This is a genomic window from Comamonas sp. BIGb0152 (assembly GCF_024809975.1).
GTDB lineage: Bacteria > Pseudomonadota > Gammaproteobacteria > Burkholderiales > Burkholderiaceae_C > Comamonas.
In genome coordinates this window covers 416274-429634 of sequence record NZ_JANUDY010000005.1, presented here as the reverse complement: position 1 = coordinate 429634, position 13361 = coordinate 416274, and the positions used below count along the sequence as shown (strand labels likewise).

Below are 13361 nucleotides of genomic sequence, written 5' to 3'. Positions count from 1 at the left end.
CCGCGCTCGATACGGCCGGTCACCACGGTGCCACGACCGGAGATGGAGAACACGTCTTCCACGGGCATCAGGAAAGCACCGTCCACAGCGCGCTCAGGCGTTGGGATGTAGGTGTCCAGTGCTTCAGCCAGACGCAGGATAGCGGGTTCACCCTTGTCGGATTGGTCGCCTTCCAGAGCCAGCTTAGCCGAGCCGCGGATGATAGGGGTGTCGTCACCTGGGAAATCGTACTTGTCCAGCAGTTCGCGGACTTCCATTTCCACCAGCTCCAGCAGCTCTTCGTCGTCCACCATGTCGCACTTGTTCAGGAACACGATGATGTAAGGCACGCCCACCTGGCGAGCCAGCAGGATGTGTTCACGGGTCTGGGGCATGGGGCCGTCAGCAGCCGAGCACACCAGAACAGCGCCGTCCATCTGGGCAGCGCCGGTGATCATGTTCTTCACATAGTCGGCGTGACCTGGGCAGTCCACGTGAGCGTAGTGGCGGTTAGCCGTTTCGTACTCAACGTGCGCGGTGTTGATGGTAATGCCGCGGGCCTTTTCTTCAGGAGCTGCATCGATCTGGTCGTAAGCCTTGGCTTCGCCGCCGAACTTCTTCGACAGCACGGTTGCGATAGCAGCCGTCAGCGTGGTCTTGCCGTGGTCAACGTGACCAATGGTGCCCACGTTGACGTGCGGCTTGGTCCGTTCGAATTTACCTTTTGCCATGAGAATTCTCCAAATAAAGAGCAAAACCTGTGTTGGGTTTAACGTCTACACCGAATTGCTAGGTCGCTTCGCACAGGAAACAAAGCGGCACCCGGTCGTAGACAAAAGCTGCCCACGCCTGGCAAGCCAGGCGCGGGCGCATATTTTAGGCCTTTGCGCGTGCGGCGACAATAGCCTCGGCCACGTTACGTGGGGCTTCAGCGTAGTGCTTGAACTCCATCGTGTACGTAGCGCGGCCTTGCGTTTGCGAACGCAGCGACGTGGCGTAGCCGAACATTTCGGACAGTGGCACTTCTGCCTTGATGGCCTTACCGCCACCCACCATGTCGTCCATGCCCTGCACCATACCGCGGCGGGAAGACAAGTCACCCATCACGGTACCAGCGTAGTCTTCTGGCGTTTCCACTTCCACAGCCATCATGGGTTCCAGGATGACGGGGCTGGCCTTGCGAGCACCTTCCTTGAAACCGAAGATAGCGGCCATCTTGAACGCCATTTCGTTCGAGTCCACATCGTGGTACGAACCGAAGGTCAGCGTAACCTTCACGTCCACCACAGGGTAGCCTGCCAGCACGCCGGAGGTCAGCGCTTCGATCACGCCCTTTTCCACCGCAGGGATGTATTCGCGAGGAACCACACCGCCCTTGATAGCGTCGACGAACTCGAAGCCCTTGCCTGGCTCTTGCGGCTCAACCGTGAACACCACGTGGCCGTACTGACCCTTACCACCGGATTGGCGAACGAACTTGCCGTCCACATCAACCACCTTGTTGCGGATCGTTTCGCGGTAAGCCACTTGGGGCTTGCCCACGTTGGCTTCCACGTTGAACTCGCGCTTCATACGGTCAACGATAATTTCCAGGTGCAACTCGCCCATACCGGCGATGATGGTCTGGCCCGATTCTTCGTCGGTGCGCACGCGGAACGATGGATCTTCTGCAGCCAAACGCGACAGAGCGATACCCATCTTTTCCTGGTCAGCCTTGGTTTTTGGTTCCACGGCCTGTGCAATCACGGGCTCAGGGAACACCATGCGTTCCAGCACGATAGGCGAAGCCACGTCGCACAGGGTTTCACCCGTGGTCACGTCCTTCAGGCCCACGCAAGCAGCGATGTCACCGGCGCGGATTTCGTCGACTTCGATACGGTCATTGGCCATCATCTGCACGATACGGCCGATACGCTCTTTCTTGCCCTTGACCGAGTTGAACACGGTGTCGCCCTTGGTGAGCACGCCCGAGTACACGCGAACGAAGGTCAGCTGACCCACGAACGGGTCGGTCATCAGCTTGAATGCCAGCGCAGAGAACTTCTCGCTGTCATCTGCCTTGCGGGTGACCTTCTTTTCTTCGTCGTCAGGATCCGTGCCAGCCACGTCATCGATGTCCACCGGCGAAGGCAGATAGTCGATCACGGCGTCCAGCATGCGCTGCACGCCCTTGTTCTTGAACGCGGTACCGCACAGCATGGGCTGAATTTCAACAGCCAAGGTACGGGCACGGATACCGGCCTTGATTTCTTCTTCCGACAAGGTACCTTCTTCCAGGTACTTGTTCATCAGATCTTCCGAAGCTTCGGCAGCCGATTCCACCAGGTTTTCACGCCACTTGTTGGCGGTTTCGACCAGGTCTGCAGGAATGTCAGCGTATTCGAACTTCATGCCCTGGGACGCTTCGTCCCAGATGATGGCCTTCATCTTGACCAGATCGACCACGCCGGTGAAGTTGTCTTCAGCGCCAATCGGGATCACCACGGGCACTGGGTTGGCCTTCAGGCGCAGCTTCATCTGGTCATAGACCTTGTAGAAGTTGGCACCGGTACGGTCCATCTTGTTCACAAAGGCCAGACGTGGCACTTTGTACTTGTTGGCTTGACGCCACACGGTTTCGGACTGAGGCTGCACGCCGCCCACAGCGCAGTACACCATGCAAGCACCGTCGAGCACGCGCATGGAACGCTCCACTTCAATCGTGAAGTCCACGTGGCCGGGGGTGTCGATGATGTTGAAGCGGTGCTCTGGGTAGGACAGATCCATACCCTTCCAGAAGCAGGTCACTGCAGCGGAAGTGATGGTGATGCCGCGCTCTTGCTCTTGCTCCATCCAGTCGGTGGTAGCAGCGCCGTCATGCACTTCACCCAGCTTGTGGGTCACGCCGGTGTAAAACAGGATACGTTCGGTCGTGGTGGTTTTACCTGCGTCGATGTGCGCAGAAATACCGATATTGCGGTAGCGCTCGATGGGGGTCTTGCGAGCCATGGATGATCCTTTATTGATCAGTAAGTGTGGAGGCGATGCGGACTGGCGGATAGCGCAGGCATCAGCCTACGATGTGTGGGCAGTCTCAATCCGAGCAAGGCCGCAGGCAAAAATTGTTGCATGCGGCCTTTGCAGTATCGAGACAGATCGCGCTGATTAGAAGCGGAAGTGGCTGAATGCCTTGTTTGCTTCGGCCATGCGGTGCACTTCGTCACGGCGCTTCATCGCACCGCCACGGCCTTCGGTCGCTTCCAGCAGTTCGTTGGCCAGGCGCTGGGCCATGGACTTCTCACCGCGCTTGCGAGCCGCTTCCTTGAGCCAACGCATGGACAGAGCCAGACGACGGACAGGACGCACTTCCACTGGCACCTGGTAGTTGGCACCGCCAACACGGCGGGACTTCACTTCAACCATGGGCTTGACATTGTTGATGGCAACAACGAAAGCTTCCAGCGGGTCTTTATCAGGGTGCTTCTTCTCGATCAGTTCCAGGGCGCCATAAATGATGCGCTCTGCAACTGCCTTCTTGCCGCCTTCCATGATCACGTTCATGAATTTGGACAGCTCTACATTGCCGAACTTTGGATCCGGCAGAATTTCACGTTTGGGGACTTCGCGACGACGTGGCATTTCTTTACCTCTATCTTTGCTTCAGTTGGCATCTTTTCAGACACCGCGAGAGCCAATCAGGACTCCCACTTACTCGACCCACACAAAACACTTGCGCTTGGGGTCACTACGCTGAATCTCGCGCCACGCGGGACACAGCACCTATGTATTCGTTCAAAAAACCAGGGCTTACTTGGCCTTAGGCTTCTTGGCACCGTACTTCGAACGGGACTGCTTACGGTCCTTGACGCCTTGCAGGTCAAGCGAACCGCGCACGATGTGGTAACGCACACCTGGCAAGTCCTTCACACGGCCACCGCGCACGAGCACAACGCTGTGCTCTTGCAGGTTGTGGCCTTCGCCGCCAATGTACGAAATCACTTCGAAACCATTGGTCAGACGCACCTTAGCCACCTTACGCAAAGCCGAGTTAGGCTTCTTAGGCGTCGTGGTGTACACACGGGTGCACACGCCGCGGCGCTGGGGGCAGTTTTCCATAGCAGGGCTCTTGGATTTAACAACTTCTACCGTGCGGCCCTGACGCACGAGTTGGTTAATGGTTGGCATTAATAAACGTCCCTAAACGTGAAATTACCGTGAACTTACCGTGACTTACTGCCAGCCCTGCCCTAAAAGGCAAAGACGGCAGCCCCTTCGGAAATTCCGAAAAGCCCTCTAATGTATCACTTCGCTCCCGATCGAGCAAATGGTTTACGGGAGAACCCGCAGCCCCATGGCTGCCGGCTGGCTACTTTTCTTTTGTATGCCCCTGCCCATCAGCATTGCGCGCTCCTACTTTTGCCGACGCAGAAACCACAAAGCGTGCTCTGGGCACGCTTTGTAGGGGGGAAGCAAAGGGACCGCCTTCTGGCTTTTAGACGGATCTGCAGCGGCGGTCAGAGACCTTTTACTTGATCCACAGGCGGATCGCATCCCAGGCGCGGCCAAAGATACCCGCTTCTGCGACATCATCAAGCGCCACCAGCGGCACCTCAGCCACTTGCTGGCCGCCCGCCATCACCTTCAAGGTGCCCAGCTTCTGGCCCTTGGTGAAGGGCGCAATCAGGGGCTCCTGGCTCACCACCTGGGTTTCGAGCTTGCCGCCGGTGCCTGCGGGCACATTCACCACGATGGGAGCGACGCTGCCGATCTTGACCGTATCTTGCGCGCCCTTCCAGGCCTTGGGGGTGGCGACAGCTTGGCCGCCGTCAAACAGCTTGACGGTGTCGAAAGCGGTATAGCCCCAGTTCAACAGCTTCTGGCTTTCGTTGGCGCGGTCCTTGTCGCTGGCAGCTCCCAACAGGATGGAGATCAGGCGGCGCTCGCCCGCATTGGGCACCTGGCGCTTGGCCGTGGAGACCAGGCAGTAGCCGGCGGCATTGGTGTGACCGGTCTTGAGGCCATCCACGGTCGGATCGCGGAACAACAAAGTATTACGATTGGTGCCGTTGGACTTGGGCGTACCGGGGTAGAACCACTGCTTGGTCGCGTAGTAGTGCATGTACTCCGGGAAGTCCTTGATCAGGCGGTTGGCCAGAATGCTCAGGTCCTTGGCCGTCGTCGTGTGGCCGGGCTCGGTCAGGCCCTCGGGGTTCTTGTAGGCGGTGTTGGCCATGCCCAGCGCCTTGGCCTGCTCGTTCATCAGGCGCACAAAGTTCTCGGCCGTGCCGCCCACGGCCTCGGCCAGCGCCATCGTGGCATCGTTGCCCGATTGCACAATCATGCCGTGCAGCAGGTCGTCCACCTTGACCTGCATCTTGGGGTCAATGAACATGCGCGAACCCGGCATCTTCCAGGCGCGTTCGCTCACCGGCATGGTTTGCTCCAGGCTGATCTTCTTGTTGCGCAGCGCATCAAACACCACATAACCGGTCATCAGCTTGGTGAGCGACGCCTGTTCAACCGGCGCATCCACATCCTTGGCCGCCAGGACCTGGCCGGTGGTCACGTCAAACAACAGGTAGTTGCGCGCCGCAATCTCCGGCGGCTGGGGCGCAGCCAATTGTGCAAAGGCCAGGGTGGGCACCAGCAGCGCTGCTGCAGCCCAGGTACGCAGGGTGGGCATCAAGCTCGATTTCATGTCGTCCAACTCTTAGAACAGTGCCTGTAGCGCCATGAATGCGGGCTACAGGCTATCAAAAACAATAGCAATACTACACCGTCAAACGGTGGGAGAAAGCAGGTGGCGCGCGACCAAGCCTTTGAGAAGGGGCAATTGTCCGTGGAAAAAATGCCCGCCTCCCGGCACAACCGTAACCGGTAGTATCTGCGGCCGCGCCCAGTCCATCACCGCAGACAGGGGCACGGTGTCATCGGCCTCGCCATGGACCACCAAAGTGCGCTCATGGGCCTCTGGCGGCAAGGTCGCAACCGCAAAGCGCGATGCCGCCGTGCCAACAAACACCGCCTTGTCGATCTGGCGCTGGGGCCAAAGTTCCACCAGCGCATGGCTCATCACAAAGGAGCCGAAGGAGAAACCAGCCAGAGCCAGATTCCCCTGGGGCGCCAGCTGCGCAACCACAGCCAGAAAATCCTCGCGCTCGCCCCGGCCTTCGTCATAGCTGCCCGCCGACTGACCGACACCGCGAAAATTAAAGCGCAGCGCCGTCCAGCCGCTGCTGACAAAGGCGCGTGCCAGGGTCTGCACCACCTTGTTGTCCATGGTGCCGGCAAACAGCGGATGGGGGTGGGCAATGATGGCCGTGCCGCGCAGCAGACCATCGGGGCTGGCCGCCAGGTCGCGGGCCACTTCCAGAATGCCGGCTGGCCCATTGATGGTGAAACGTTCAGTTTGCGCATTCATGACGCGGTCAACTCCAAGGCGGGCCCGGCACGGCCTGCGGCGGCAATGCGGCCCTGTGTCTGTAGGGAGAAAGCGGAAGGCTCAGCGGCCCACATCGGGCGGGGTCAGCAAGCGCTCGACCACCTGGCCGTTTTTCAGGTGCGACTCGACGATCTCATCGATGTCGTCCTTGTCGATATAGGTGTACCAGACGCCTTCGGGGTAGACCGCCAGGATGGGGCCGCCCGCGCAGCGGTCCAGGCAGCCGGCCTTGTTGACCCGGACCTTGCCCGGGCCGTTCAGGCCCTCGGCTTTGACACGGGCCTTGCAGTGGTCAAACATGTCCTGGGCGCCATGGTGGGCACAGCTGTCTTCGCCATTGACGCGGTCATTGAGACAGAAGAACACATGGTGCTCGTAGTACTGGCCGTTGCTGCCAGGTTTTTGCTCGCTCATGCCAAGCTCTCTTCGAATACGATCCCCCATTGTGGCAGCTTGGCGCCCGCCTGGGGCCCAAGGGGCCGCAATACTGCCACGGGCTACTGCGTTTAGGCTTTATCGGCGGGGGATGCAGCGGAACGCAGGCGCCGGCGCGCCACCACCTCCGCCGGCACCCGGCCCAGCCGTAGCAGCACATAGGCCATCACCGCAAACGGCCACAGCCAGCTCAGCCACTGGCCCAGGCCAAAAAAGCGGATGAAGCGGCCCTGCTCCCAGGACTGCAGCGCATCGGCGTAGTACGGGCTGGGCGGCGACTGGTTGAGCAGGTTGATATCGATCATCAGCCCCATCAGCAGCAGCAATACGCAATAGCGGCGCGGCATACCGACCTGCAGCAGCGCCAGGGCCAACGCCAGCGCAATGCCCAGACGGGTGGGCTGGTCCAGCCAGTCCCAGGCATGCAGGGGGCCATAACTCAGTGAGGACGACAGCGCAGAGAATGCTATCCCCCCCAGCACCACCAGCCCCACCATGGCCATGCGCCGGCTCACGCTGCCCATGACGCTGAACGCCAGCCAGCAGGGAATCAACAAGCCCAGCAGCACAGCGGTCAATTGCCCGATGGGCGACAGCGGCTCGGTGGCCTGCATGAAGTTGGGCATCCAGTGCTCGAAGGCCGAGTTCTCCAGCACCTCTACCAGCCACATCTCCAACCGGTCGAAAACCTGGCCCAGGCCAAAGGGCTGCGCTGCCGGGAACAGCAGCGCCAGCGGCCACAGCATCAGCAGCACAATAGCGCCGCGCGCATCGGTATCAAACCAGCGTGCGCGCACATCGCGCCAGCGCCGCAAGATCCCCAGCCAGGCCAGCAGGGGCACCATCAGCGCCCCCAGCAGGGTGCCGATGCTGTTGAGCAGCCAGTCCATATTGCTGGAGACGCGCAACGGCAGGAAGATTTGCAAAAACTCCATGGTCAGTGACAGCAGGCTGCCCACGCAAAGGGCCCAGAACCATCCGGTCTTGAACCAACCATGGCGCCACCAGCCCAGGCTGAGCAACAAGCCCAGCGGGGCATAGCCGGCCACATTGATCCAGACATCGAACCAGGTCCAATAAGGTGGCGGAATGCGCGCCAGCAAGAACTCCGCCGGCGAGATGCCCTGGGTGCGCCAGCCGGCAAAGGGGAACAGGCTGGCAAAGATGACCAGCGCCACATACACGGGCACCAGCGGCCAGGCAATGGTGCGATGCTCGCCCGGCAAGGCAGGCGCTTGCAGGGTGGTCGGCGCGGGGCTGCTGTCAGGCAAGGTCATCGGTGGCCCTGGTTCGCAAATAGGGATGCGGATGGGTGTGAGGATGGAGGGCTGCGCGGGTTAAAAGGGCTTGACCACCGCCAGCACCACAATGATGACCATGGCCACCACCGGCACCTCATTGAACCAGCGGTACCAGACATGCGAATGCCGGTCCGTGCCGTTGGCGATCTTGCGCAGCAGCACCGCACAGGCATGGTGGTAGCCCACGACCAGCAGCACAAAAAACAGCTTGGCATGCAGCCAGCCACCCGCCCCGCGCCACCAGCCCAGCCACAGCCACAGGCCCAGGCCCAGCGCCAGCACCGCGATCATCGTCATGAAGCGCAAGAGCTTGCGCGCCATCAGCAACAGGCGCGCCCGCTCGGCCTGGGAATCGGCCGGCACCATGGCCAGGTTCACGAAGATCCGGGGCAGGTAAAACAGGCCCGCAAACCAGCTGGCCACAAATACGATATGAAAGGCTTTGATCCACAGCATGAGCATGGGCCACAGTGTAGTGGCTGGGGTGATGGCCCAGCGCACGACCCCGGCTTAAAACCTGGCCGAGCCCCGCGCGCGCCGCAAGCATGATCTGGCGCAATGAACGGCCAGGACCGGCACCATTCCTCCATGCCCAGCGCAGTCTCTGCGCACCGGGCTGCAGCCTGCCGTTGATCTGGCGCACAATCGCTGCATGCATCTGTCCAGCCCCACCCCCTTTCCCCACAACCGCCCGCGCCGCTTGCGCCGCGATGCCTTCACCCGCAACCTGGTGCGCGAGAACGTGCTTACCCCGCACGACTTCATCTACCCGGTGTTTGTGCATGAGGGCCAAGGCAAGCGTGAGCCGGTGCTGTCCATGCCGGGCGTGGACCGCCTGAGCCTGGATCTGTTGCTGCCCGTGGCCGAGCAGTGCGTGGCCCTCGGCATTCCGGTGATGGCCCTCTTCCCCCAGATCGACGCGGCGCTGAAGACGCCCGATGGCAAAGAAGCGCTCAACCCCGACGGCCTGATTCCGCGTGTGGTGCGGGCGCTGAAAAAAGAATTCCCCCAGCTGGGCGTGATGACCGATGTCGCGCTGGACCCCTACACCAGCCACGGCCAGGACGGCCTGCTCGACGAGACCGGCTACATCCTCAATGACGAGACGGTAGAGATCCTCGTGGGCCAGGCCCTCAACCATGCCGAAGCCGGCGTGGACATCGTCGCCCCCAGCGACATGATGGACGGCCGCATTGGCGCCATCCGCGAGGCCTTTGAATCCCATGGCCACATCTACACCCGCATCATGGCCTACAGCGCCAAGTACGCCAGTGCCTTCTACGGCCCCTTCCGCGATGCGGTGGGCACGCGCGGCGCGCTGGGCAAGGCCGACAAGAACGTCTACCAGATGGACCCGGCCAACACCGACGAGGCCCTGCGCGAAGTGGCACAAGACCTGGCCGAAGGCGCCGACATGGTGATGGTCAAGCCCGGCATGCCCTACCTGGATGTGGTGCGCCGCGTCAAGGACGAGTTCAAGGTGCCCACCTTTGCCTACCAGGTCAGTGGCGAATACGCCATGCTCAAGGCTGCTGCGCAAAACGGCTGGCTGGACCATGACCAGGTGATGATGGAGTCGCTACTGGCCTTCAAGCGCGCTGGCGCCGATGGCATCCTCACCTATTTCTCGCTGGACGCTGCGCGCTGGCTCAAAGAGAAAAACTGATAGCAAAAATACCAGGACGGGCTTGCACAAGCCCGTTTTTTTTGCCATGCTGCGCCTGAATCGATCGAGGAATTCCGGTGAGTACACCCAGCAGCATCCGTATCTTTCACATCGTCGGCAACGAGGCCAGCGAGCTGGCCGCCGTGCCCTATGAAGTACCGGACAAAGGCTTTTTGTGGCTGGCCTGCACGCGCAGCTATTTCAGCGAGCAGCTAGGCAGCCTGCAGCTGGCGCTGCAAAAGCTCAGCGGCGCGCCGCTGGTGGATCTGCATGTCTCCGACCTGCTCAATGCCCAGCTCCCCTCCCACTATGACTACACCTCGCAGTACGACCTGCTGGTGATCCGCCGCCTGGCCAGCACACCGTCGCAAGCGGGCACCGCCGCGCTGGCCGCCGCCCGGCGCACCGCTGCCGCCAAACCCCTCAATGACGGGCCCCACATCAGCACCATTCCGGTGGGCTTTGTCGCCTGGGAGCGGGTGCTGCTGTCGGTGCACCCCGAAGATTGCACAGTGCGCGATGCCTATGCCCGGCGCCTGCTGCAGTTTGCCAAAACCGGCGCGCCGCCGCCCCAGGGCACCGAGGCGCCCGACCTGGGCCAGATATCGGATGCCACGCAAGAGCGCCTGGCCCGCGAGGACAAGGCCTTCCGCAACCCCGGCAGCAGCACCAGCCCCGGCGGCATGCAGCCCATCCGCCTGCCCGCATCGCCTGCCGATCTGATGATGCGCGTGGTCAACATCATCGTGGACAACTACCTCGACCTGCGCCGCGAGCTCTCCCGCCATCTGGACCAATGGCAAAGCGCGCTGCTGTCGCCGCGCAAGCGCATTGCCAACTGGCAGGCGCTGCTGGAGGCGCGGCTGACCTTGCACCAGCTCGACGAAATTTGCGAAGACCAGCGCGCCGCCGTGCAGGACTGGGTGGATGCGCTGGAGACCTGGCCCCAGCCCGAGGCCGCCAGCGCCCAGCGCGAGTTGGAAGCCCTCAAGGTGCGCAGCCGCGATGTGCTCGAACACATCGAGCGCGTGGTACACCATGTGCGCCGGCTGGAGCAAAGCACCGAGACCGCCGTGCAGATGCATTTTTCGGTGCAGAGCAACCGCGCCAATGACATCATGCGCACGCTCACCACCATCACCGCCATCTTTCTGCCCCTGAACCTGATTGCCGCCATCTTTGGCATGAACTTCGAGTTCATCCCCCTGATCCACAAGGAAGACGGCTTTTGGTGGGCCATGGGCGTGATGGCCTTCATCACGGTGGCGCTGATCAGCTTTTTCTCCTACAAGCGCTACCTCACCCGCACGGGCAGGTAGCGCTGCACAGCCCCCAGCCAGCCGGCCCATCGCAGAGCCATGGCACGCGGCTGTTGGAGGCCGCGATAAAGACAGCTTACTGGCCCAGATCCACGCGGTAGACCGCGCGCTGTGTCCCCGTGCCGTCGTCCGCCTTTTCCAGCGTGATGTTGGCCAGGCCCGCAGCTTGCGCCACCGGCAAGGCGTTGGCCGCCGAGGTGAACAGCACCTTGCCGGCGGTCGGCGTCTTGGCAAAGCGCCAGCTCTGGGCCGCACCATTGGCCGCGCGGGTGATTTGCGGATGGTCCTTGATGTACGAGATCACCACATCGCGGTTGGCATCGGGCGAGGCATAGATCGTGGCGCGGCCATCGAGCTCAGGCAGAAAGCTCTTGCCGCTGGTGGCGCGGTAGTTGTTGGTGGCAATCACAAAGTCCTGCGCCGGGTCGATTGGTGCGCCCTTGTACTGCAAGCCCACGATGCGGCTGCCAACGGCCTGGGTCACATCGATCTGGTACTGCATGTCGGCCGTGGTGAACATGTCAAAGTTGTAGCCTGGGAAGCTGCTGATCAGCCACTGGTCGGCCGCCACGGCGGGGTCGATGCGGTTAAAGCGCTGGGCTGCGGCCTCCAGCCAGCCCTTGATCTGCGCGCCGTTCACCTTCACCGCGTAGACGGTATTGGGGTACAGGTACAGATCGGCTGCGTTGTAGATCGCCAGCGGACCGGCGGCTACATCGGTGTAATCGCCACCGCCCTGAAAGCCCGACTTGAAAGGCGCGCTCACCGACAGCACTGGCAGTTGCGCATATTGCGGCAGGTTGGCCTGCACATAGCGCTGCACATAGTCCTGCTGCGCCTGGTTCACCAGCTGGATCGCACCGGCATCGCCCACATCGGCAAACTGCGTGCCCATGCGAAAGTCGGTCTGGCCCACCGGCGTCTTCACATAGCTGATCGCCGCCTGGTGCTGGCGCTCCACCACCGGTGCAATGCTGCTGTCGACGGCCACATAGCTGGTCTTGCCCGCGGCATCCTTGCCGGTCGTGGTGCTGCGCAGCTCCGACTTGCTCTGGGTCTTGTCCACGCTCCAGGCCTTGCCATCCCACTTCAAGGCCAGCGCCACCACGCCCAGCGCCTTGCCCCAGCTGCTGGCCATCACCGCAGGCACGCCGTTGATCGTGCCGGCCTGGTTGTCCACACCGGCCATGCGGAAGGCCGGTTGCGCCGCCGTGTCGGGGAACACGCTGTGCTGGTGGCCCATCACCATCGCATCGATGCCGGCCACCTTGCTCAGGTACAGGCCCGGGTTCTCCATGTCGGCGCGGTATTCCGAGGCGTCCAGCCCGCCGTGCAGCAGCGCCACAACGATGTCGGCGCCCTTGCTGCGCAGCTCGGGCACATACTTTTGCGCCGCCTCCACCGCGCCGGTCACCTGCACCTTGCCTTCCAGGTGGCGCTTGTCCCAGCCGAGGATGCCGGGCGTGGTAAAGCCGATCACGCCGATCTTGATCGGCAGCTTGACGGCCTGGCCCTCGCTGTCGGTGCCGCTGACCTCGCGCTCCAGCAGCACATAGAGCGCCACCAGCGGTGCCTGGGTCTTGCTGCTGATCACATTGGCCAGCGCCATCGGGTAGCCATTGCCCGCACACTTCTTGCTCGCATCCACGCCATCGACCTGCAGGCCGCCGCCCAGTACCTGGTTGAGAAAGGGCAGGCCGTAGTTGAACTCGTGGTTGCCCAAGGTGCCGGCGTCGTACTTGAACACCGCCATGGCCTTGTACATCGACAGCTGCTGGTCGCAGGCAATCGGTGCCACCTGCGCTTCGTAATCAGCCAGCGCCGTGCCCTGGATGGTGTCGCCGTTGTCCACCAGCAAGGTATTGGCAAAGTCACTGCGCGCCTTGCGGATCAGGGTCGCGGTGCGCTCAAAACCGTAGGATGGGTCATCGGCCAGCTTGAAGTAGTCGTAGCTGCGGACGTTGAAGTGCAGGTCGGTGGTCTCCAGCACCGCCAAGGTGGCAGTGGCTGGTTTGGCGCTGCTGGAGCTGCCACCACCGCAGGCGCTGAGCAGGGCCGCAGCGGCCAACACGGCCAGCGGGAGCGGTGCCATCCGCAAGAGGGAGGCATGAGAAAAAGGGCTGCGCATCATGGTTGTCGTTGAAAGTGAGCGATGCGCGCATCATCAGCAGCCGGTATGACGGCGGTGTTACGAAGCTCCCCCGAAAATGCAACAAAGCCTTGCAGGCACTGCGCCCGCA

12 protein-coding genes are annotated in these 13361 nt (G+C 61.9%); 2 read left to right on the top strand and 10 right to left on the bottom strand.

Annotated features, from left to right (window positions below):
- From M2375_RS12940 to M2375_RS12900, 9 genes are all read right to left on the bottom strand, one after another.
- On the bottom strand, positions 1-710 hold a 710-nt coding region (locus M2375_RS12940; RefSeq protein WP_259167708.1), incomplete at its 3' end, for an elongation factor Tu.
- Positions 711-855: 145 nt separating this feature from the next.
- Complete coding sequence (gene fusA / locus M2375_RS12935; RefSeq protein WP_259167707.1) at positions 856-2967, bottom strand: elongation factor G; 2112 nt, start codon at positions 2965-2967, stop codon at positions 856-858.
- A gap of 156 nt (positions 2968-3123) precedes the next feature.
- Complete coding sequence (gene rpsG, locus M2375_RS12930; RefSeq protein ID WP_259167705.1) at positions 3124-3597, bottom strand: 30S ribosomal protein S7; 474 nt, start codon at positions 3595-3597, stop codon at positions 3124-3126.
- A 168-nt stretch (positions 3598-3765) separates the two neighbouring features.
- Positions 3766-4143 (bottom strand): 30S ribosomal protein S12, encoded by a 378-nt coding sequence (rpsL, locus tag M2375_RS12925; protein WP_012202325.1) that lies wholly within the window; start codon positions 4141-4143, stop codon positions 3766-3768.
- A gap of 340 nt (positions 4144-4483) precedes the next feature.
- Positions 4484-5656: a D-alanyl-D-alanine carboxypeptidase family protein gene (locus M2375_RS12920; protein WP_259167678.1), complete on the bottom strand. Its 1173-nt coding sequence runs from the start codon at positions 5654-5656 to the stop codon at positions 4484-4486.
- 81 nt (positions 5657-5737) lie between these two features.
- The gene (locus tag M2375_RS12915) at positions 5738-6379 is read right to left on the bottom strand and encodes an alpha/beta hydrolase (RefSeq protein WP_259167676.1); all 642 of its coding nucleotides are present in this window, start codon (positions 6377-6379) and stop codon (positions 5738-5740) included.
- A gap of 81 nt (positions 6380-6460) precedes the next feature.
- Entirely contained in the window at positions 6461-6814 is a 354-nt protein-coding gene (locus M2375_RS12910) for a ferredoxin (protein ID WP_259167674.1), read from the bottom strand.
- Positions 6815-6906: 92 nt separating this feature from the next.
- Entirely contained in the window at positions 6907-8112 is a 1206-nt protein-coding gene (locus tag M2375_RS12905; RefSeq protein WP_259167673.1) for a VanZ family protein, read from the bottom strand.
- A gap of 60 nt (positions 8113-8172) precedes the next feature.
- Complete coding sequence (locus M2375_RS12900; protein WP_259167740.1) at positions 8173-8592, bottom strand: CopD family protein; 420 nt, start codon at positions 8590-8592, stop codon at positions 8173-8175.
- 196 nt (positions 8593-8788) lie between these two features.
- On the opposite strand from M2375_RS12900, the gene hemB reads away from it, so the two are divergent.
- On the top strand, positions 8789-9802 hold the full coding sequence (hemB, locus tag M2375_RS12895; RefSeq protein WP_259167671.1) for a porphobilinogen synthase: 1014 nt from the start codon (positions 8789-8791) through the stop codon (positions 9800-9802).
- Between the two features lie 71 nt (positions 9803-9873).
- Positions 9874-11121 carry a magnesium transporter CorA family protein gene (locus M2375_RS12890; protein ID WP_404979322.1) on the top strand — a complete coding sequence of 416 codons (1248 nt, stop codon included), beginning with the start codon at positions 9874-9876 and terminating at the stop codon, positions 11119-11121.
- Positions 11122-11197: 76 nt separating this feature from the next.
- Here M2375_RS12890 and M2375_RS12885 read toward each other — a convergent pair whose 3' ends face one another.
- Positions 11198-13213: a bifunctional 2',3'-cyclic-nucleotide 2'-phosphodiesterase/3'-nucleotidase gene (locus M2375_RS12885; protein ID WP_259167667.1), complete on the bottom strand. Its 2016-nt coding sequence runs from the start codon at positions 13211-13213 to the stop codon at positions 11198-11200.
- Between the last annotated feature and the right edge of the window lie 148 nt (positions 13214-13361).